Origin of the sequence: Companilactobacillus paralimentarius (assembly GCF_963227125.1) — a bacterium.
Lineage (GTDB): Bacteria > Bacillota > Bacilli > Lactobacillales > Lactobacillaceae > Companilactobacillus > Companilactobacillus paralimentarius.
The window spans coordinates 1,886,947-1,909,498 of sequence record NZ_OY724131.1 but is presented as its reverse complement, the minus strand read 5'-3'; the positions used below and the strand labels follow the sequence as shown (position 1 = coordinate 1,909,498).

The 22,552-nt window shown below is 35.4% G+C and carries 18 protein-coding genes, 1 other RNA gene and 1 CRISPR repeat array; of the genes, 7 read left to right on the top strand and 12 right to left on the bottom strand.

Features of this window, described 5'->3' with window-relative positions; genetic code table 11:
• Nucleotides 1–41: 41 nt before the first annotated feature.
• The 3 genes from ACI6PB_RS09240 to ACI6PB_RS09230 form a co-directional block, all read right to left on the bottom strand.
• Nucleotides 42–1,223, bottom strand: a complete 1,182-nt coding sequence (locus ACI6PB_RS09240; protein WP_025086348.1) for an MFS transporter — start codon at nt 1,221–1,223, stop codon at nt 42–44.
• Nucleotides 1,224–1,541: 318 nt separating this feature from the next.
• Nucleotides 1,542–2,420, bottom strand: coding sequence for an IS3 family transposase (locus tag ACI6PB_RS09235; RefSeq protein WP_404327966.1), 879 nt, complete (start codon nt 2,418–2,420; stop codon nt 1,542–1,544).
• A 17-nt stretch (nt 2,421–2,437) separates the two neighbouring features.
• Nucleotides 2,438–2,689 carry an IS3 family transposase gene (locus ACI6PB_RS09230; RefSeq protein ID WP_002816285.1) on the bottom strand — a complete coding sequence of 84 codons (252 nt, stop codon included), beginning with the start codon at nt 2,687–2,689 and terminating at the stop codon, nt 2,438–2,440.
• A gap of 198 nt (nt 2,690–2,887) precedes the next feature.
• On the opposite strand from ACI6PB_RS09230, the gene ACI6PB_RS09225 reads away from it, so the two are divergent.
• Nucleotides 2,888–3,526, top strand: a complete 639-nt coding sequence (locus ACI6PB_RS09225) for an N-acetyltransferase (RefSeq protein WP_025086347.1) — start codon at nt 2,888–2,890, stop codon at nt 3,524–3,526.
• Nucleotides 3,527–3,658: 132 nt separating this feature from the next.
• On the opposite strand, the gene ACI6PB_RS09220 is transcribed toward ACI6PB_RS09225, so the two are convergent.
• The 3 genes from ACI6PB_RS09220 to ACI6PB_RS09210 all read right to left on the bottom strand — a co-directional run bounded on the left by ACI6PB_RS09220 (nt 3,659) and on the right by ACI6PB_RS09210 (nt 6,089).
• Nucleotides 3,659–4,429, bottom strand: coding sequence for a hypothetical protein (locus tag ACI6PB_RS09220; protein ID WP_404327343.1), 771 nt, complete (start codon nt 4,427–4,429; stop codon nt 3,659–3,661).
• 234 nt (nt 4,430–4,663) lie between these two features.
• On the bottom strand, nt 4,664–5,203 hold the full coding sequence (locus ACI6PB_RS09215; RefSeq protein WP_404351058.1) for an isopeptide-forming domain-containing fimbrial protein: 540 nt from the start codon (nt 5,201–5,203) through the stop codon (nt 4,664–4,666).
• Nucleotides 5,133–6,089, bottom strand: coding sequence for a hypothetical protein (locus tag ACI6PB_RS09210; protein WP_404327341.1), 957 nt, complete (start codon nt 6,087–6,089; stop codon nt 5,133–5,135). The genes ACI6PB_RS09215 and ACI6PB_RS09210 overlap by 71 nt, the downstream gene beginning before the upstream one ends.
• A gap of 194 nt (nt 6,090–6,283) precedes the next feature.
• Between ACI6PB_RS09210 and ACI6PB_RS09205 the strand changes: the two genes are divergently transcribed.
• Nucleotides 6,284–7,318 carry an IS30 family transposase gene (locus ACI6PB_RS09205; protein WP_059075255.1) on the top strand — a complete coding sequence of 345 codons (1,035 nt, stop codon included), beginning with the start codon at nt 6,284–6,286 and terminating at the stop codon, nt 7,316–7,318.
• 210 nt (nt 7,319–7,528) lie between these two features.
• On the opposite strand, the gene ACI6PB_RS09200 is transcribed toward ACI6PB_RS09205, so the two are convergent.
• Together ACI6PB_RS09200 and ACI6PB_RS09195 are read right to left on the bottom strand one after the other, a co-directional pair.
• The gene (locus ACI6PB_RS09200) at nt 7,529–8,146 is read right to left on the bottom strand and encodes a cation transporter (protein ID WP_404327340.1); all 618 of its coding nucleotides are present in this window, start codon (nt 8,144–8,146) and stop codon (nt 7,529–7,531) included.
• Nucleotides 8,136–8,462: an ArsR/SmtB family transcription factor gene (locus tag ACI6PB_RS09195; RefSeq protein WP_404327339.1), complete on the bottom strand. Its 327-nt coding sequence runs from the start codon at nt 8,460–8,462 to the stop codon at nt 8,136–8,138. The genes ACI6PB_RS09200 and ACI6PB_RS09195 overlap by 11 nt, the downstream gene beginning before the upstream one ends.
• Before the next feature lie 216 nt (nt 8,463–8,678).
• Here ACI6PB_RS09195 and ACI6PB_RS09190 point away from each other — a divergent pair, with 216 nt between their 5' ends.
• Both ACI6PB_RS09190 and ACI6PB_RS09185 read left to right on the top strand, forming a co-directional pair.
• A complete protein-coding gene (locus ACI6PB_RS09190) occupies nt 8,679–9,437 on the top strand; it encodes a hypothetical protein (protein ID WP_025086032.1) in 759 nt (252 codons plus the stop codon).
• 310 nt (nt 9,438–9,747) lie between these two features.
• On the top strand, nt 9,748–10,911 hold the full coding sequence (locus tag ACI6PB_RS09185) for an MFS transporter (RefSeq protein WP_309510776.1): 1,164 nt from the start codon (nt 9,748–9,750) through the stop codon (nt 10,909–10,911).
• A 192-nt stretch (nt 10,912–11,103) separates the two neighbouring features.
• Here ACI6PB_RS09185 and ACI6PB_RS09180 read toward each other — a convergent pair whose 3' ends face one another.
• Nucleotides 11,104–11,748, bottom strand: coding sequence for a DUF3862 domain-containing protein (locus tag ACI6PB_RS09180; RefSeq protein ID WP_025086034.1), 645 nt, complete (start codon nt 11,746–11,748; stop codon nt 11,104–11,106).
• A gap of 141 nt (nt 11,749–11,889) precedes the next feature.
• Here ACI6PB_RS09180 and ssrA point away from each other — a divergent pair.
• Nucleotides 11,890–12,254, top strand: a transfer-messenger RNA (tmRNA) gene (ssrA, locus tag ACI6PB_RS09175).
• 173 nt (nt 12,255–12,427) lie between these two features.
• Here ssrA and ACI6PB_RS09170 read toward each other — a convergent pair.
• On the bottom strand, nt 12,428–12,748 hold the full coding sequence (locus tag ACI6PB_RS09170; protein WP_025086035.1) for a helix-turn-helix domain-containing protein: 321 nt from the start codon (nt 12,746–12,748) through the stop codon (nt 12,428–12,430).
• Between the two features lie 270 nt (nt 12,749–13,018).
• Here ACI6PB_RS09170 and ACI6PB_RS09165 point away from each other — a divergent pair, with 270 nt between their 5' ends.
• Nucleotides 13,019–16,036, top strand: a complete 3,018-nt coding sequence (locus ACI6PB_RS09165; protein WP_404327338.1) for a hypothetical protein — start codon at nt 13,019–13,021, stop codon at nt 16,034–16,036.
• A 420-nt stretch (nt 16,037–16,456) separates the two neighbouring features.
• Here ACI6PB_RS09165 and ACI6PB_RS09160 read toward each other — a convergent pair whose 3' ends face one another.
• Complete coding sequence (locus ACI6PB_RS09160; protein WP_034544610.1) at nt 16,457–17,389, bottom strand: IS30 family transposase; 933 nt, start codon at nt 17,387–17,389, stop codon at nt 16,457–16,459.
• A gap of 178 nt (nt 17,390–17,567) precedes the next feature.
• On the opposite strand from ACI6PB_RS09160, the gene ACI6PB_RS09155 reads away from it, so the two are divergent.
• Entirely contained in the window at nt 17,568–20,747 is a 3,180-nt protein-coding gene (locus ACI6PB_RS09155) for a hypothetical protein (RefSeq protein WP_404327337.1), read from the top strand.
• 294 nt (nt 20,748–21,041) lie between these two features.
• Nucleotides 21,042–21,803: a CRISPR direct-repeat array (repeat unit 28 nt; unit sequence GTGCTCCCCATATACATGGGGATGATTC).
• A gap of 116 nt (nt 21,804–21,919) precedes the next feature.
• Here the strand turns inward: ACI6PB_RS09155 and ACI6PB_RS09150 are convergent.
• Complete coding sequence (locus ACI6PB_RS09150) at nt 21,920–22,519, bottom strand: YitT family protein (protein ID WP_051564363.1); 600 nt, start codon at nt 22,517–22,519, stop codon at nt 21,920–21,922.
• Nucleotides 22,520–22,552: the final 33 nt, after the last annotated feature.

Sequence of the window (22,552 nt, the reverse complement as noted above, 5' to 3'; positions counted from 1 at the left end):
AAACTATTCATCAATACGATTTGACAAAGAGCCGATTTTGTTTATTCAGCAGGTACGATAGGATGCTTTCTAACAATAAAGGTTAGCAGATAAGATGCGGCCAAAATAACTGTAACTACTAAGTATGGATAATGAGTATTCCAATCCATCAATGCTCCAGACATCAGAGGTCCAATAACGTTTCCGATACTTGTCAGTGACATATTCATACCATTGATAAGTCCTTGATTGGAACGACTAGATTTAGTCAATAAGGTTGTAATAGCAGGTCTTAGTAAATCAAATGATGAAAAGATAATCAGAGTCGCTACAATAACTTCAACATGTGAATGTGCCTGGGTAATCCAAAAAACACAGACAGCACTTAGTAAAAAGGCGATACTGATCAAACGCATTTCTCCAATTTTGTTAATGATCCAGTTGAAAGCCGCAACTTGTAAAATTAAAGAAATAATTCCGTTTAGAGTTAGAACTAAAGCAATTGTACTCAAGCCGAAATTGAAAACTTGGTTAACATAGATGCTGTAGATACTTTCGAATCCTTGTAAACCAAAGGATGAAACTAAGATCATTCCGAAGAGCATTACCATTGGCAAAGTCAGAATTGATTTGATAGAACCTTGTTCTTGAGCTTTTTTCTCGGCTTCCAGGGCTTCTTCTTCGAGGACCTCTTTGTTCTCCTTTAATAGGAATAAAGTGAAGATAGCACTGATGATACCAAGGGCACCAGCAAAGTAAAATGGTGTCTTATAAGTGATACCAGCTAAAATACCACCAAGTCCTGGGCCTAAGATTAAACCACCACTAAAGGCGGCAGAGAGCCATCCAATAACTTTGGCCCGTTCTTTCAATGTCGTTAAATCGGAGCCTAAGGCCATTGAAGTTGGTACAACCATTGCGGCTGATAAACCACCGATAACACGAGAAATGTTAAAGATAGGCAAGCTAGTAGCGACAGCAAAGATAAATTCTGAAATAGCATAAGTGAACAAACCAATGACAATTACTGGTTTACGTCCAACCTTATCAGACATCTTACCGACAATGGGTGAGGCGACAAATTGAGCAAAAGCAAAAAGTGACGTCATAACCCCCATTTGAGATGTTGTATAGTGGAATTCGTTTTTGATAAATGGTGTAACTGGAATAACTAATCCGATTCCTAGACAGATTAGAAAGTTACTAACTACAAGGATATAGATTGATTTTTTGTTCTTTCCCATATTTCCCCCCTAATGATAAATATTTTTAAGTTCAAAAAAACTACCATCTGCTGACAGTAGTTGACGATAAGAAAGCCGATATTCTAAGCAGGACTTAGATATCGGCTAGATATGAACTTGAAATCTCACATTACTTCATAGCTTACTATGATTCTATATTAATGTCTAATACTATAAACTAACTATTATATTAAATTGGATTGAAGTCAATATTTGAGACAGGTTTTAAGAGACATTCAGAACCGCGTTTACCTTCCACAGCTCAAATAAATCATTAATCGTGATTAATAACTTATTTGAACCCTGGAAAGCATTAAATCAGGCGGCCATTTGGCTCGCAAGTGTTGCGATTTCAACTTGTAAGGGGGTCTGGTAGCCCAGTGAACTATGAATTCTCTTCCTACTGTAGAAAGCATGCACATATTCAAAAAGGACAGCAGCGGCAGTTTCATAATTCTCAAAGACCGGCACTGGATAAACACATTCCTTTTTGAGGGAAGCATGAAAAGATTCCATTGGTGCATTATCGTATGGACACCCCTTACGGCTGTAAGAGTGGCGGATATGTAGTTCTGTTAACCGTTGGTTGTAATCATCGCTGGTGTACTGTGATCCTAAGTCTGTGTGGATAATCAGGTCCCCAGTAATGGTTCGATTTTTAACCGCGCTTTCCAGGGTCTTTAAGACTAAATCAGTATCCATCTTTTTTGAGAATGAATAGCCGATAATTCGTCTTGAGTGCAGATCCATGATGGTTGATAAGTAACACCAGCCATTACGCTTCGTTTGAATATAGGTCATATCAGCGGTCCATTTTTGATTTAAACCAGTGGTCGAGAAATCCTGCTTAAGCAAGTTGGGACGCTGTTCAACCTTGGTTTTGGAAGCCGAAGCCGCTTTCCATTTATTGACGGTAACGGAGTGGATATCCAGTTCCTTCATGAGCCGGGAAATCCGTCTTGGGCTGCACCGACGCTGCAGTGGTTGAAGTTCCAGATTCAATTCATGGTGGATCTTCATAACACCGTATCGCTGCTTAAATTCCGCAAAGATCCGCAGAATCCGTTGTTTTAAGTCCGCATCTTCGGCCCGGCGTTTTGAAGGCTTTGGGGATCGATAACGATAATACTGAGCTCTGGAAACACCGAGGATTCGGCACATCTTAGTTACCTGGTGGTGATGGCTTTCTTGGTGAATGTAATCAAAAATATTGGTTACTTCTGCGCAAGGAAGCCCAGGGCTTTTTTTAGGATTTCGTTCTCCTCAGACAGGGAAGCCAGCCGCTTTTCCATCGCTTTAATTTCGTCTGGCGATTTACCGGATTGAGTTTTGGCTTGGCCCTGGATCCACTTATGAACGGTTGAATAGCCAATGCCATATTCTCTGGCCAGTTGGGCAGCTGATTCGCCTTGCTTATATAGGTTGATGATGTTTTGTTTGAATTCTTTGTCGTAACGAGTTGGCATGTAAAAATTCCTTCCTTTTGAGAGACGATTTATTCATTATACCCTCTCTTAAAAGTTGTCTCAGGAATCAGCTTACATCCAAATTTATATAACAGAAATAACGTTTGGCATATAAATTTATTTAAAACGGTTTAAAAAATGGACATTTTGTATGGATGGTATTAATATGTTAGGTATGACTAATAAGGAGGTCATATTTTGGATTTTCGAAGTGGCTTGAACAGTGATAAGCCTCAGATAATAAATTTACTAGTAGATTCATTTAAGGAATACATCACAACTAAGAACATGTTCCAACAAGAGTTCAGATCTAGTGCTAAATTTGATAAACTGTTACGTAAATATTTTGCACTAGAGGTTAATGTATTCATGAAAAAAGGTTTGGTTTATGTTGGAGCTGACGGAAAGGGAAAGCCTAGAGCAGTTGCTCTAATTGAATTCAATCAGGGTCGTCAGATAAGCAATTGGGATTATCTCTCAATGGATGGTCTGAAGTTGATACCGCAGATTCTTATGAGTGGATTCAATGGTTTCAATGCATTCGATATCTTTAAATTCGAAGATCTTTTCGATTTAGTAAAGGGTAAAAAGAAATGTGCTGTTGAATATTTAGCGGTAGATAAAAGTTTACGTGGCCAAGGAATTGGTAGCAAGATGCTAAATAATCACATTAGCCCTTATGTTAAGAAGATTGGTTACCGTAATATTATTTTGGAAACTAATACACAAAAGAACGTTAAATTTTATAAAAAGAATAATTTTGCCGTACGCTCAGTTAAGAAAGTTAATTTGAGTCATGGTGATGTTAAGGATTGGGTCTTATCAAAGGCTATCTAAAGCAAAAAGGACATTCACAATTGTGAATGTCCTTTTTTTACTAAAAACAACTAATTCCTACTTCATAAGAATAACAAATTTTTTCATAAGTAGTGTTTTTCTTAAGGAAATTTAAATTATCTTGAGATTTTCTTAAACCGATTCAATTAAGTTCCATGATAATATTCCCTTGTAATTGCCAGCTGTGGTACCTGGTACCAAGTGAATTTGCCAATCATTTACACCAACGTAGTTAGATAAGTTCAAAGAATCTTGGCTTCCTGAAAAGTTATTTGTCTGGATTGGTACACCACTAGTAGTAATAGGTTGCCAAGTTCCGTAGTCGGTATCTTTGCTTGTTCTTTGTCTGATGAACAGTAGACCTGAATCATCAGCTTGTAATGTATCGTTATTAGAATCTTTCATTTGAGTATCAGGGTCATCGTTATCATAGGAGACTGAAACATTGAAACTATTATTATCAGGATGGGTGACAATTAATCCTCCCTTAGTGGCTACATTGTCAATAATCATTTCTTTACCATAGGCATTTACAGCTCCAAAATCTATTAAACTAGGAACTTCAGTAAAAGCATCACTCTTTTGAACGTTAACCGAGGCACCGTTTGAAATCATGTCACCAAGCGTTTCATTTGAAGAACTCACTCCGCCAGAAACAGTAGCAACGTTGGTTACTTGACCGACTGCCGCAGAGGTTACTTTCGCATTGAATTCTAGGGTAACAGTTTCTCCGGCTTCAACTTGGTTGATACCAGTGTTTATTTGAGAAGATTCATAGGGTGAAGTGTCTTTAGGACCTTTAATATGAACTTTTCCATCCAAGACTAGTCCGGTAGGAAGATCATCAGTTAACTTGGTGCCAGCTAATAGATTATCACTACCAGCAGAGACTTTATAAACCATGTAAAAGTTGACAATATCACCAATGTTTGCATTTGTGCTTGTTGCAAAATTAGTTTCACCTTTAGTAACATTCTTGACGTATTTGTTAAATGTAAAATCAAATTTAGATTTTTTAACGGGAATATCTACTGAAGCATCATACGTTTTACTTGTTGTTTTGGTATCATGTCCAGTAAAGTAAGCAGTATTCGTAAGAGTTTTACCGCTAGCATCTCGAGTGATACTAGCATTATATTAAATAGTTGCTTCTTGACCATCAGTTAAAGATAATGTTGGCGGGATGGTTAACGTTTTAGTTGAAGCATCGTAATCACTAGCATTAATAGACGTATAAGTACCATTATTATAGGTTAGAACAATACTGTTAGGATCAATTTGTAAACCATCAGGTATAGTATCCTTTAGTTTTTCGTAGGTCCATGAACTTCCGTATCCATTATTACGAACTTTCAAAGAGAATTTTAATTTATCACCAATATTGTTAGTACCACTGCTGTCAGTTTCATTCGTATAGGTTTTACTTACAACCGGCAAAGCATAGGGACTGGCAGTGACACCCATTGTAGAACCAAAGTGTGCTGTTTTACCAGATTCTAGGGTTGTTGGATCCCATTTTAAAGTGTAGCTGGAGTCACTAACCGCTGTAGAACCAGTAATTGAATTTCCATAACTATATCCCTTTGCTTCGGCACCAGCTCCGGTTTTAGAATCGAATCCTTTGATCCAATCCTTTGATCCAATCCATATTGCTACTAGTATAAGCTTGTCCAGCATAATATTTGAATCCATCTGGAGTTTCATTAGTAATCATTAATTTGTAGGAACCATCTTCAATGAATAAACCATTAGAATCTCCTAAATCCTTTATCAAAACACGATCATTATCACTTAATTTAGTATCTTCACCATATAGAACTTGAAATGATTGTGTTCGGCTGGAATTATTAGTTAAAAATAATTCTCTTTGAACGATGGCTGAATTAGTTGGTGAGGCACGTAGAACAATTTCTGCTTTTAAGTCAAAGGCATTGCTACCAGTTCCGGTTCCCCTTACAAAATCACCAACAATTTTGTAAGCGGTATTCCCATTGGAGTCTTTTCCAATGTAAAATTTCTTATTCTGCATATATGCAGTTGAAGGCACACCAATAGAACTACTACCTAGAAGAGCATACTTATTAGCAGTTACACCACTGAGTCCAAAACTAGTGTTAAGAGGTATGATTAAAAAATCCGGTGAAGTCGATGAGACTTGATCTGTATTAGTTGATGATATCGAAGAGGTATGAGAACCTTGGAAAACTGAACCAATATAGTTTCCATTATCATTAAGAAAGACATTGATTTTTGATCTGTAAATGTTATTTGTTGATTGAGATTCTGATGGTTGGGTAAGTGTAGTATCAGACATAGATTTTACTTTACCATTTGTATCTTGAGTCAAACCAAAAGCGTATCCAAGACTAACCCCAGGAGCAATTTCCAATTGTTGATACGAATTTACAGAAGATGTGCTTGAATTCCAGGTAATATCTTTATCATAACTTGTTTGAGTATCAGGATCAGCTGCATGTACATTTGTGACGGGAATCAATAGAACAAAAATAATGGCCATAAGAAAAAATATTAGATAAGATCTGATAGATTTGAATTTCCTCATAAATAATTCCCTCCCACAAATATTATTATTCACAACTATTATAATACTATATTAAAAATAATTAATTAATATTCCAATGGCGAATTTTATAATCAAGTTAGCCACTTTAGAAAAATGACAAAATAAAAACACCAAGACGTAAAAATCAGGTATCATTGGAGTTCTCACACAAACAATGAAAGAGGTTTTTCGTCTTGGTGCTAGAACAGAATATCATAAATCGTCCTAAAGGACATCATTTAACTGAAATTGAACGTGGAAAGATTGCTTCCTTTCATTCAATTGGCTACTCGAATCGCCAGATAGCTAAAGCTATCGGCGTTTCACCTCAGACTATTAACAATGAAATTAACAGAGGTACTGTTGAGCAGATCAAGAAAGTTAATGGTAAAGTTCAACACTTGAATTGCTACTTTCCTGACACTGCACATCAAAAGTATGTAAAGAACCGTAAGCTTTGCCATCGTCCTTCTAAATTCGACCAAGTCACAGCCTTTTTAGGCTTCTTTGTAAGCCAGTTCATAGATAATGGATGGTCACCTGATACGGCCGTTGGACGAGCTAAGAACGAAGAATTATTCTTAGTAGATGAAATGGTTTGTACTACTACACTTTACAAATATATTGATGAACAACGACTTGAAATCCGGAATATTGATCTGGTAGAAAAGTCAACTAGACCGACTAAGCAACATACTTCAAAAAAGCATAAGCGTCTACTTGGTCGTAGTATTGAGAAACGCCCTAAAAGTGTTGATAGCAGAGAATCCTTTGGGGACTTTGAGATAGACACGATTGTGGGCAAAAGAAATGGCCATGAGAGTGTCGTCTTAACGCTCATAGAGCGTAAGACACGCTTTGAAATAATGAGACTTATTGACGGTAGAGATGCCGACTCTGTAGATTATGCTATGAAAGAGATCATAAAGAACTATGGTGATCTTATCAATTCAATCACTGCAGACAATGGCCCTGAGTTCTCTAATCTATCATCTGATATGGCTGGCGTTGCGGATGTTTACTTCACACACCCATATACATCTTGTGAACGTGGAACAAATGAAGTACATAATCGAATGATACGTCGTGACTTGCCCAAAGGGCTGTCACTGGATACAGTCAGCCCAAAAGTAATAAGAGACATAGAATTTAAGCTCAACAATATGCCTAGAAAGTTATTGAACTATAAAACGCCACAAGAACTCTTTGCTAGTTCCTGTGGCGCTTAAAGACATATTTATAAACTTCAAATACTGATATCACTTGGATTCAATTTATTTTGTCCAAGTGGCTAACTTGTTATTGAAATTTTCGTTAATATTCCAATTAATTATTCCAGCTTTTAAATTATATGGATTATTTGTATAAAATTTTGAGAGATCTCAGAAAATGAAAACTAAAATCACATTTTTTGACCTTGTTTAAAAAATAATTTGAATTTAATATTTATTTAAACCATTTTTTAATGATTCCAGACCCTCACTTGCAATAAAATAAACTAGCACTAAAGCAGCAATTGAATCGACCCACCATAAACCAAAGAGAGCAGTTAGAATGGCGCCCAAAAGAACGGTTCCTGCCATATAGGCGCAAGTAATATTGCACATACCATCCTCAACTAGAGCATCGGAATTAATATTTTTACCTAAAGAACGTTTCTTAAAAGTGAAGAAAGGCATCAGTAGAACCGAAGCAATTGCGATTGAGATACCTGAAATACTGGTATCAGCCGCTTGATGGGTGACCAAATTGAAAATTGATACGGTGATGACGTAAATTGATAGCAGTAGTAATACACTACCGACGATCAAAGAAGATTTTTTTTCAGCATTTTCAATTTGTTTGACAGGAGCCTTATTGAATTCTTTTTTTAAACGCCAAATTAGAGTACTTCCAGAAATAATTTCTAAAAAGCTGTCCAAACCGAAAGCAATTAACAGAATTGATCTAGCTTTTATTCCTGAATAGAAACCAACAATAAATTCAAAGGTCATCCAAATTGTTGAAAGATATTCTATTTGGAGACTCTTTTTAACATAGTCTATTTTATTCTCCATGCTTTTTACCTCGCATAACGTGATCAGCATGTTCCAGAGTTTCATTGATAACATCTAAAATATGAGGATCATCTAATTGATAATAGTTGGCTTTTCCTACTCGATGGGAGCTTACTAGTTGATAATTTTTGAGAAGTGCCAATTGGTGAGAGATGACTGACTGTTCGACTCCTAATAGTTCGACAAGTTCACTGACATTCATTTTTTTTTGCTCTAAAACGTTGAGCATCTGAATTCGAGTTGGATTGCTGAGTAATTTCAGAATTTTTTGTGACTCATTTAAGAGATCAGGAGCAATGATTTTTATTTGTGACATATTCTTTCCTTTACACATGTTATTTTTAACATATGTAAATCATAACATATGTAAATAAAAATTAGCGCCCTGAATACAATAAAACACTATTTATATAAGTAAACTATTTGTATATTGAATTTATTGATTATATCATGAAGGCATAATAAATCAGATTAGTGATTTGTATGGAATTTGGCAATCAAAGTAAAATATTAAAATGATGAGGGAGTAGGAATGACTAATTTCACTGGAAATTATTCGGATCAAAAATTAACTGTAGATTTAAAGGATTTAGGACACGTTAATTATTATTTTAAAAAGCCTGAGGAATACAGTAAAGAATCGATTTTCTTAATAATGCAAAATCGAGAGATTATTGGATTAGGAATTGGAGATTTGGATAACACCGAGACCGCCACGAGCTATATTGAAATCGTGGTACCGGAAAACTTTATTGTTACGGACTTCTTCTATTTTTTGACTAAACAAATGGTGCAATCAGGTTATAAAATCAATGTTGAATATAAAATGAAAATTTCGCAAGCTTCACAACAATTGTATGAGGAATATTGGAGGAATATTTTACCAATTCTATCTGCCTTTGGATTAAGAACAATTCCAATTAGAAAGGGTAAACCACGTCATAAGTTTATGTCTTCCTTAGCAGATGTCCCTTTTAAAATTGATTACAAGGGTAGTAAGGCAACTGTTTATTGGCAAAAACGCAATCAATTTTTAGTTAAATCTGGAGCAAAGTTAATCGAACAGGCACCATTAACTAAATCTGGTGTAGTTGGATTTGCTGGTAGATTTGGTTTACGTTTACGTCAAGAGCATGCGCAGGAAATTCAAGATGATACTCTAACAAAAGATATAATTTTGCGTAGTGTTAATGAAGTTGGAACATTTCTTTATTTTGCTGGAACTAATGGTTGGCTTCAATTGAAATCACCATCGGGCCAGACTTTACATGAATTAACGGTAATTAAATAAATATGATTCCTAACAAATAGCCAGTAGCTCAAATTGAGTTGCTGGCTTTATTTTGAATTTAGATTGTAGTTGGTACTTTAGGACCACAATAACTATTACAAGTGCATTTTGTGTTGTCGCTCATAGGAGAATGACAGATTCCGTCTGTACCTGAACAGTGGCAACTGGAAAAACAAGTCATTCCTTCATGACAGTATGGATTATTATCAGACATTTCGACTCTCCCTTTATTTAAAGGATATCATACGTTGACAACTGGTGATTAGATGATAAGATTTTCACAACTTTATAATATGTTTAAGGGGAAATTATGAAAAAGGTATCGGCTAAAACACTGATTTTGGGAGCATTTCTAGAATCGGTTGGCGCCAGTTTTATTTGGCCCATTAATACAATTTTTATCCACAATTATTTGCACAAATCATTGGCGGTTGCCGGAATAGTTTTGTTTTTTAATTCGATTTTAACCTTTTTGGGAAATTATTTAGGTGGAAAATTATTTGACCGATGGGGTGGTCACAAAACAATTATTATCAGTACATTAATTGGATTGTTAGCTTTGGTTGGTTTAATTTTTGATCATGGTTTGCCAGCATATCCTATTCTGTTACCAATATTAGGCTTTGGCGTTGGTAGTGCTTTTACGGTCATTAATTCATTTGCGGCACAGATAGATGATGTTGATCGATATAAGCTTTTTAACGGTATTTACATGGGAACCAACTTAGGAAATGCCATTGGTACGGCGTTAGGTGGCTATATTGCTGGAGTTCAGATGACATTAGTTTTTGTGGCTAACTTTTTCTTCTTAATACTTTTCTTCCTATTAGTAATATTTGGATACAATAATCGTGAAGTAGCAGTTAAAAATGGTATGGAAAATGAAGTTAGGAGGAGAAGAAAAACTAAATTACAACCAGGAGTTGGTCTGATTGCCCTTTTCTTAGCAGCTTCGTGGTTAGCATATTCACAATGGAGCAGTAACATTTCCGCTCACCTAACAAATTTGGGGATTCCTGTTAGTCGGTACAGTTTGTTATGGACCATCAATGCGGTGGTAATTGTTTTAGTTTTACCATTGATTAATCGTTTAGTTGAAAGTAAGGCGTGGTTTAAGCAAATTCAAATACCACTTGGCGTTGTCTTATTTATTGCAGCATTTGCTTCAATTATTAATGCTAAAGTTTATTTAGCGTTTGTCATTGGGATGATTGTCTTAACCTTAGGTGAAACTTTGGTTTATCCAGGAATTCCAGCTATGGTCAGTGAGTCAACACCAAAGTCGGAAGCAGGACGCTATCAAAGTTTATTAAGCATGTCTTCAACATTTGCTAGAGCCATTGGACCACTGGTGGGTGGCTTGATTGTGGAACATAGTTCTTACAATCTATTATATTTAGTAGCAATAGCTGTTTTAGCAGTGTCTTTAGTGATTTTACATTTTGGTCATCGGAAATTACTTGTTAAAAATTAAAAGTGGTTAACGGAAATTGCATGTAGACTCCATAAATAGGATGGGATATAAAAATGCCTAAACTTTTTTTATCTAAGGTAGCAACTAGATAACCACTTTTGCAATTTGAGACTTGAAAATCAGTTATGTTTTTACATTAATTATTAAGACTATTAGTTTAACAATTAGGGAACTTTCTACGTTTATGGTAGTTTATTTTAAGTTAACTTGTGATTTAGCAATTATTTTATTATCGGATAGCTTAATATCAATTGAAGCATTTTGGCTAGGATCTGCTTCAGATAAGTCTGATACGTAAGTTAAGGTTCTAACACCATTAATGTCAGAATAATCGTCAGGATCGCCGAGTACATTGATAACGCGGTTATAACTGTCACCATTTTTAAGTTTATTGAAATCAGCTAAGGTCAAGCTATTTTCTCGATCAATATCGAGTCCTTGAATAGATTTAGATTTGGCAATGTTTTTGAAAAATGTAATTTGAATCATAACTTGATTGCTATTAACGGTTTTATTCCATGTAGCAATGATTTCTTTTCCTTGTTTATCCATCGTTTGCGTTTCAGTAGGATTTCCAAGAAGGGAAGTGATATTTTTTTCAGAATAGCCATTTTTACCAGTTTTAATAGAATTATATTTAGCAACTAGAGAAGGATTTTTTTCGGCCTGTTTTCTTTCAGCTTGATCTTTTCGTTGTTCAAGATTAGCTTGATCGGCTTCACCTTGGTAGTAAGAATTATTAGCAATATACGTGGTGGTTGATACAACAACGATAATCGAAAAAATCATGATCCAGAACCAGTTTCTTTTATAGAAAGGTTTCTTTTCATTCAACATGGTTACACCTCCGTCTATATTCAATATTTTACTAGCATTTACTGAAAGTAGCACCCAAGATGTATCGATATTTTCATAACAAATAAACTTATAATTTGCTAAATAAAACAAAATTCGATAGTATAGACTGTGGACACTAATGGGGGTGTTCTGGATTCGACATGTGTAGTAGCGTGTGAGTTGCACTTAGGGCCTTGCGTCCCTTTAAAACGCACAGTTTATTATAACTGCAAAAAATAATAATAACTACGCATTAGCTGCCTAAAAACAGTCTAAGCGTGATCCAGTCTAACTTCGCCCAAGGGTTGGAAATGGGTCTCAAAATTATTGGGCTACGTTTAACTGTGCATTCTGAATAGTTAAAAAGAGATTGTCGGAATAGTCATTGTGGTTAGCCGAGTTGTATGGCGTTCATAGTGGCGAAACTTTAAATGATACAACTATGAGTGTAGAGGCTTGCATAGCATTACGCTTGGACAGGGGTTCAATTCCCCTCACCTCCATAAAGCAAATAAGAGTCAGCTATATCGGGTATTTATACCCTGATATAACTGGCTTTTTTCTTTTTCATAATTTATCTAATACTAGGCATGTATATTGGATAAATATATTTATTATTAAAATCCAAGTAAGGGGGACAGTAGCTAATTGCAGTTAGCTACTGTTTTTTTAACCAATTTTATTTATCATCAACGAAACCGATTATTTCCATAAATAAATCTACATATGATTGGCGGTCTTTTAAATTCATTGTGTTCATAAATTTAAAGAAATTATCGGTTTTTTCATCAATGAGACTGTGTTTAAAAATATCACCCATCTCCATATCTAGAGCGTGGACAATTTTTTCCAACTTAGATAAGGATATGCTACCTGATTCTCCCAATTCCAACCTTGAAATTGTATATCTGGAAACGTGGGAAATTTCGGCAAGCTGTTCAATTGTTAAACCCTTGCTTAATCTTTTTTGTCTAATAAAATCATTGTAACTTTTAGCCATAGCAGTCATACACCTCAAGCCTTAAGCTACCCTACGATAAGACTAAATTAAATGTCAAATAACAGTCATTTTTATTAAAATGTTGAAAATATGCACATGATTGCTTTATAATACCTCATATATAGAAAAAAGGGGGATATTTCTTTGAAAAAATCAAGTTTTTTCTATTTTTAGATTTTTTCGCTATGTTTTTAATATCTCTTTTTTCAGATTGCCAATAGGAATCCATTAATTAACATCATATGGAATTTCTGATGAGGGGGTCATCATATGCTTCTTATAAAAAATCTACATTACGATAAATTGAAATTATTTCTGATATATTTATCAATATTCCTAATTGGTTTAATTACGAATACTACAATTGTAAAAGCGGATAGTTCAGATACCGAAGTACCACAATCGTTAAATTTAAACAGCAATTTATCCGATAATTCTAATGACATTGCGGTATCTCAGCCTTATAAATCGGACTTTTTAAATCAAATAAATGGTTCAGGAGAATTTGATTTAAAAAATAAGCAAATAAATGCTACATTGAAAAGCCTTAGAGCACAATCAACATCTAGTGTGCCGGTCTTAAATACTGAGGGGAGTTCTGTTACTGTCAATAGTTGGCAGGATTTTATTGATGCCGCCGGTGATACGTCGGTGGGAAAAATAGTTATTGGCGTAGATCTAAAGGCTGCTAATAATAAGGTCAGTTTTCAAAATGACAAGGTTGTTGCTTTTAATGGACACAGTATAGATATGGCTAGTAGGTATATGAATACCAATAATTACCAAATTAATTTTGTCGACGCGTCGATTAATTCAACTGGATCTGCCATGTTAAGATCAAGTTCAAATGCGGTAATTATATTTTCAGGTATCGGTTCCTTAACTGGTACAATTTTGGATACTAATAATATTTATACTAATTTAAATTTTACTAATGCTAATTATGTAACACAAAATACAAGTTCGACTCCTACGATTAGATTCCAAGGATCGTCAGGTGGAGATCTTTCTATCAAAGATTCCACAATTACAGATAGTTCTAGGAGTTTTTATTATAGTTCTACATCGGATAGTATTTCGAAAAATATCAATATAGATAATTCGACGATTAAATCAACTTATCCCTCGGGAACCTCAAATTATTTCATTAGTACGTATGGAACTTATGCTCAAACAGGTATGATACTTAAAATAACTAACAATTCAAACGTAAATGTTGATAAAACAAATCAGGGGGATTTTAATGCTCCCATTTATCTTTTTGGAACGAATACCAAGATTATATTATCAACAAATTCTAAATTTACTGTAAATAACCCTAATGGAGCTGCCATAACGGAATCTGGAGTGGGAAGTATTTTTGATGTCTCCGATGAAGGTACTGAATTAAATGTTTCTCGTTCAGGAACAGCTGATTATAATAATGCTGTTATTAGATTTGCATGGACGGGAGAAATGACATTTGATATAAAAAATCATGCTAAAGTTTCAATTAATCAAAATGGAACTGTTAATACATATGGAATCCGTATGTATGGTGGAGGTAATAATATTTCGGTAAGCAATGGTGCTGAATTCGATTGTATAAATAATTCAACTAGTTGGGGTCCGGGAATTGGAGATAATGATGGACAAGGAATATATTATGCTGGTGGCGGAAGTTCGAACTCTTTCAAATTAAGTGGTACAGACTCTCAGGTTCTCATTAGTGCGAACAATGGACCAGCTATATCTTCATTATCAAGAATCGATATGACAGCTGGTGATGGGACTTCTTTTGTAGCACGAGGGTATTATCCTGGTAACGCAATATTCTACTCTACAAATATATTAAACTTTAATATGGGGGTACCTAGATATTTTGATTTTATGAATACTGCTTCCATTGGAACAGGAACAGGAGGGACTTTATTCAATTGTTCGGATACTAGCCAATTTAGTCATGGTAATATTCCACTATCTGTATGGTTAAGTACATCAAATGTTCAAAAATCTCCTACTAAGAGCTGGAAATATGTTAATGCTACTTATTCAGGGGTTAATTTCAATAAATTTACTACTACTTCTTCTGATGCTGATTTTAAAGAATTCTTAGTAAATAATTCAGGTTTATCGAAATTGGGAAGGATGACGGCTAATACGGCACCTGCTCAAGTAAAAAATGCCCCTGACCAGCCTACCAATGCCGATTCATATGTTTGGGTACCAACATTAATGCCCGCTGAGAATAATGCATATCGCCCTTCATATGACAATGAAGTTTATGCTGAGGTTCAATTAACTTATCCAGATGGAACAACTAAAACTGCAACTGGGACATCTGTTCAGAACCAAAAATATTATGAATACAGTACATCAACGATTGATGGTGCTATTAAGATACCAATTAGTAGTTTGGGTTCAAGTAAAAAATATTTGGAACCTGGAACTAAAATAAAAATTTTAAAATTATGGAGAAATGATCCAGATTATAATTCCATTAATGCTATAAAGACTGATATGAGCAATACGAAATATAATCAATATAAAGAACAAACGGTCATAGATAAGACGCCACCTGATCCAGTAGTAATAAAAAATAATGTAAAAATGATTTCCCAGTGGTCTAAAAAATTGGAGGGTACGGGTGAGCCAGGAACATCTCTAAGTTGGAAAATCGTTCATCATAATGGTAGTGCAGATACAGTTTATCCAAATGCCACAACGGTTGATAGTAATGGAAATTGGAAAATAAATAATATCTCTGGAATAGTAAATGACGATAAAATCATCGTTTACTTGACTGATAAAGATGCTAATACTACTCCGTTTTCAGAAACAATTTTTCATGATGCTACATTTTTACCTGCTACCGTCGTAAGCGTAGGTGGAACGAACACTTTGTCTTTGGACGTTACTGAGAATCTCGACTTTGGAATCATTCCTGCATATACTCCGGTGATAAAATCACCGGCATCCAAAGAATTTAATGTAGCTGTTAATGATGATAGAGATCCATCACATGTTAATGGTTGGAAATTGATGGCTAGAGCATCTAACTTTAAATCAGGTCAAAGGGAAATAAGTAGTGATGACCTTGGCCTAGAATTAAATGGCAATAATAACATTATCAATATCACAAATACTGATTCACTAATTAGAGAACAACAGATTACAGATGATTATAGAGGATCAACGATTTTAGATTTGATAAATGGACCTCAAAAAATAAAATTAAGAAGTAACGGTGTTGATTATCCTGGAAAATATACAAGTACAGTCACTTGGACAGCTACGGATAGTTTATAGAACAATTAATATTAAGATTTGAAAAATATCTTAAAAAATAGGTCCTGATGTTCTCGTTCTTTGAGTATCGGGGCCTATTTATTATGTCTAAGTACGTGAAACTTACCGACTTGGGCCGTAAATCGTACGTAATAGAGACTTGTACCTCAGAAAAAGCTACTCATTTTGCGGGCTTCTTTATTCTTGTGGGATGTGTCAGAGCCATTGAGAGAATTGAGGGATGATTTACCTTCCACTTTTTTACCAATAAAACTAAGTTTAAAAATATCACTCATTTTCATATCTAGAGCATGGAAAATTTCAGTAAAATCATTCTATAGTTGGACTAATCTTGTGTCAAATAACGGTCATTTTTTTAAAAATGTTGAAAATGTGCACATGATTATTTTATAATAGTTTATATATGGTAGATTGCAACAATTAATCGAATTTTTCGGACAAGTCACCAAAGAAGACTTGGAGTGGCGTTTTCCACCCTAAACATTTCCGGGGACGCCAGTTTAAGTACTTTGAGATCATAGTCAGCTCTTCGTCCGTAACGCTCTCAATTGGCTGGTTCTTTGGAATGTGTAGCCGAATCTCGCGGTTCAACCGTTCGTTGGTTCCGCGTTCATGTGGCGCATACGGGTGGGCAAAATAATGGGCAATTCCGCAGGCTTCAATTTCCTTGAAGCCTGCGAATTCCTTACCGTGATCACTGGTGATTGACTTGACCAAGCCGCGCAACTCCTCGTTAAGCTCTAGGATTGCCTTAGTCATAGCTTTACTATCACGTCCCGGTAAACGACGAATAATCATTAGTCGGGACTTACGATCAGTAAAGGTAGCTAGGACCTCGCCCCTGGTTTTTCCTGATAGGATGGTATCGACTTCAAAATGACCAATCTCTTGACGCAGGTTAGCCTCGTCCGGGCGTTGGTTGATAAACTTCGCCCCACGTGTGTACTGACCACGACCGTCGTGGCTCTTTCGGTACCGCACACCGTGGTCTGGAAGGACCTCGCGTTTGATGTCCAACCAGCCCTTGTCCAGCCAGTTATAGAGGGTTTTGAATGGCATTTGGAGAATATGCGCGATGACTTCAAAACTCCACCGCTGTTCGAGAATGATCCCACGGACGAATTCTCTTAAATTCTCTGTTAGAAGAGTTTTCCGCCCCCGGTGAGTTAGCTTCTTTTCGCAGTCTTCCTGAGCTTGATCAGCGTCATAGTATCCCTTAGGACAGCGCTTTAGTTCATAGTTGATGGTTGAAGGAACTACACCAACTTCTTCAGCAATTTGTTTTTGTGAGTAACCAACCTTAAGCAGCGTTTGGATGACAGTTCTATCCGATAATGTTAAAATGTGACTCATGGGTAATGGACTCCTATTGTTTATAGTTTTGTCACTTAAAACAATACCGGGTCCATTGCCCTTTTTCTATCCAAATTTTTCGTCTGGGTAGAATTCTATTTAATCTTACAATCTACCTCTTATTCTTATATTTTTAATTCTTTCTTTTTCAAATTATCAAGAGATTTCGGCCGCCTCTTTGTTACCTAATCCTGATACGGTCGTTGTACCTGATAGAAATCCTGGTCATTCTTCAGGTTCTAATGGTAATGGTTCTTGGGGTCAACTATTAGATAACAATAATTCTCCTACATTGAAGAATCTAAATATATATTCTGTCAATGAGCCTATCGATAGTAAATACGCTTTTGCTCCTATTCTGACTTCAAATACAGAATATTACATTGTTAATCCGGACGGAAAGGAATCCTTATTGAAAGGTTCAAGAGCCCCTGCCGTCAGAGGATCCGGGGGACCAGTGACATACCGTATATCTAACGTCGGGTATTATAAAGGACAGAGTGTGGATATCCTTTATACTTTATTTGCGGAGAATAAGAGATTAAACGGAAACGTTAATGTATCAAATGCTACTCAACATCTAACATTGGCACCTGTTGGTGACGATACTAACTTTATGTACACGAATATAAATGCATCATCATCGACTTACATTAATAATAATATTATGTATGTTAAATCTGGTACAAAGGATCCTATAAAGGGAATTAACGGAACTATGAACCATGGAAAGTTATCCTATCGTAAAGCTGTTTACATGGATCCTGATGTTTTTCAAGGAGGAAGAGTACCTAATTCTGCGAGAACGGCATCTGGTAGTCAACCCGGTACTGGATATTCAAATCTTTATAATATAAATTCATATAATAAGGGGAGTCTTTTTATTACGGCTAATGCGCCTGGGGGGGATGAATATAAATATAATAATTTCTCAGAATTGTATACGTCTCCAAGTGGTAATATGAATGTTACTTTCTATATGTTCGCTGGAATTGCTTTTTACAATGTTCAAACGACATCAGCATCTCCAATATTGCTCGCTTCGCCTGATGTAATTGGAATTACCAATGATAATTCCGATAAGGGAAATAAGATTAGTTGGAACGTAATTCAGGCGTTTCCATCACAACCAAGTGATACTTATTTAGATAATTATGCGTTACATTTCAAAATACCAAGTGATTTAAATTCTAATGATGTTAGTTTGAAGATTAAAAATTCAGCTGGCACAGATGTTACTGGTGACTTTAATATAGAAAAGGACAATAACGGCAATTATACCGCTACTGCAAAAAGCTTATCGGCTTTAGTTAATAAACAATATACATTTACATTTACTGGAAGTATAACTAAAGATCAGTTGGCAAATGAAGGCTTTTTGAATAACTATTTGGATACAAGCAGTAATGATCCTTACTACATTAAAATGAACGGTGAAGCCTATGCTACATATGGTTTAAAAGGAAACAATTATACCACTAAAAATGATGATGGATCAGCGACATCATCGGCTATTTCTAAAATGGCTATCAATAGTTATAAAGTCGAACCAGAACTTAGTGGATCAATGACTGGAGGACCATACCATGTGGATAATAAGGTTTCATTTTCCTGGATAGCACAAAATGGAAATTCAGATGCTAAATGGGGAGGTTTAGTATTTAAAATCAATATCCCTGAAGGTTTAAATGTTGATCTTAGTTCATTGAAACTTAAATTTGGAAGTGAAGCAGCATATTCGGTTCCAAAATCTAACTATGATTACGACACTTCTAGTGGATTATTGACAGTTCGTTCAAACGATAACTCGTATATTAGTACAGGAGCAGAAACGTTGACTTATGATACTGTAATCGATAATACTGCTAGAGGTAGAACAGTTTCAAAAACAGATACAAGTGTTACTGGTACAGATATGAATGCCTTCTCTAAACCTGGTGATGTTAAGCCAACTGCTTCAACTAATACCTCCTCTACTTCACTTAATGTAGAATCGGATAGTTTTCCCAGTAGTCCATCTTTTGATAAGGATTTTAAAAACATTACGGAGAGTTCTAGAGGCGATGGTAAAAATAGAATAAATGATGTATTGAATTTTGTCCTAACTGCTCAGAATAAGGGTAATGTAAAATATAGTAAGTGGGGGCCTATCATTTTTAAAGATGTTATTCCTAAAGGATTAGATCTTGATAAAGGGTCTCTAAAGTTACAATTAAATAATGACACCACACAAAGTCCTACTAATGTGCAGTATGATGAAAATTCTGATGGAAGTATTACATTAACCGTTAGTACGGATACTGACTTATCAGAAGGAGATAACTTGTCTTTAAATTACAATGCAACTATTGATCCTATTGCTGGTGATCCTAGTTCAGGACTTAGTCCCTTAACAAATAAGGCTTCGGCAAGTGGTAAGGATATTAATGGCTTTGCTAATGGTAGTTATGGGGCAAATATTACAAAGACAGATAGTAAAAAAATTAGTGTTGAACCTAATATTTTGAAAACTAATTTTACCAATCAAATAAAAAAAGATGATGATTCAGACGATAAATTTTCAGATTCACTCATTGCTAAGTATGGCGATGTTGTGGATTACAAAATAATTTTCAGCGTCAAAGATGGAAGCAGAAGTTTCAAGGGAGGTTCTTTTGCAGGAAAAATACCATCTAGCCTAAGTTTGATAGATAACAGTGTGAATGTTACATATTCCTCTGATGGATCAAGTAATAATTATAAAAATATTGAGAGTATACCTGATATTGAAAAAATTGATTCCGATCAAAATGTAACTATAAGTTTTAAGGCCAAGATAACTCAAAATACGCCTTCGGAAATACAGTATATGCCGCATGTTTTGGAGGATGGTGGCACTACAATGATATATGCAAATGCATCATTGATAGAGCCACAAGACTGGCTAGGATTTGAAGAGACACCTAGTGATATTGATTTTGGTACACATTCGTCTTTTGATTTGAGTAACATTAGCAATATAAAAACAGTTGGTGAACTCAATTTCATGAACTATACAAATGATCCATACTATCAAGTATCTGTTTCATATGATCCTTCAGGAGATTCGGCAATAAAAAATGATGATACCAAACTTCAAGAAGCCGATAGTAAGGGATTATTATTCATTAAGCAAATGGATACTGGTAGGTGGATTCCGATAAATGATAGTGGAGCTATGTTGAATAGTGCAGGATTTAGTAAATTAGGAAATAATTCTCTTACTGAATTTATAGGACCAGGAAAATGGTTGATGAATGCAAATAGAGACGGCCTTAAATCAGGTGTCTATTCTGGAAAAATAACGTGGAGCGCTATTGATGGAATTCCTAATAATTAATAAGTGGACTTGAAAATATTATAAAAGCGTATAGGTAAGTGCTATTACTAGTATTGAGAGTCTGGGAAAAATTACAAATAAAAGAAGATTCAGAAATTGCTTTGATTTCTGAATCTTCTTTTTTGTGTACATGAATTTAGAAAGTTTTTGTTAGTTATTGAAAACTTGAAATAGAGTTGCTTACAATAGAAGAGAAAGTTATGCTTTAAGAGATTGATGAACTTACTTTTTCAAGTTAATAAAAATAAGTGGATTTCTAATTTTAAAGTGTTGATATATCAGTCTTTTCTTAGTGTGCTCCCCATATACATGGGGATGATTCTTATGTCTGTTGAATCCGTATCTTCTTTTTTACGTGCTCCCCATATACATGGGGATGATTCTATAACGATGATTCTGAAACATCTGAAACCGATGGTGCTCCCCATATACATGGGGATGATTCTTCATTAATGGAGATTACAGAAATTTGGATATAGTGCTCCCCATATACATGGGGATGATTCTAACAGATTGCAGCATCTTGATGAATGAATCGCGTGCTCCCCATATACATGGGGATGATTCTAAGGCTGATTTAGTTTCATATTCACTTAACAAGTGCTCCCCATATACATGGGGATGATTCTAACATCCCCATAGATAATATTTTTAGATGCGCGTGCTCCCCATATACATGGGGATGATTCCAGACATACGGTTGTTGTAGTCAGATAACTTTGGTGCTCCCCATATACATGGGGATGATTCTCTAATAGTAAGCTCCTGACTACTTATACCTTTGTGCTCCCCATATACATGGGGATGATTCCTGTTGTAGATTTAGGCAGTTTTGTAAATCATAAGTGCTCCCCATATACATGGGGATGATTCTGTGGTAATGGGAACTGCTATTTTCCCAGAGAAGTGCTCCCCATATACATGGGGATGATTCTATTTTGCGGATGTTTCGAGTTTTCAACGTGACGTGCTCCCCATATACATGGGGATGATTCCTACAGTATGGTCCAGAAGTTTATAGTCCTTACGTGCTCCCCATATACATGGGGATGATTCTACCAAAGAGCCACATGCACCACTGTCCTCTGAGTGTTCCCCATATATATGAGGTGATTTTCAAATAAAAAAAGATGCCTATGTCAAAACACTGAATGCTTTGATATGGGCGTCTTTTATTGTGTAATGTGTCGTTGATGGAAAATACCGAAGCCTTTAATTGCGAGACTGGAGATACCGACTGACATGACAGCTAGTAGGAAAGAAATTAAATCATTTAAGGCAAAGTTTCCTAAACAAACTAATCCATCAATAATGAATAGACTGATATATTTATCTACACCGAAGTTTTTATGAATAATCATTGGGGGAACTGTTGTCCCACCACTAGACATGTTGAGAGTATAAAGAATAGCTAAACCAATTCCAAAAATGATACTTCCTACTATAATAGAGATTACTCGATTATTAGGAATTAAATTGTAAACCGGTGTGATATATAGCAAGAGGGGAAGCATGAAACTTCCAATTGCTAATTTAATGGTGGTTTGTCGATCTAAATGTATGTAAGCCAGTACTAACATCACAATATTTATGGAAAGAACCGAGATGAATGTTGGGATTTTCCACCCTGCCTGTAGCAAGATGGCGATACCTGTAGCACCACCAGCCGCTATACTATGCGGTTCGAAGAACATATTAAGACTAAATGCGATAAGTTCCAAAGCAACTAACATTATTAGTAGTTTTGCGGACGTTCTCTTTTTATTCTTCATACATACTAATATATCATGAATATATAGGGATAG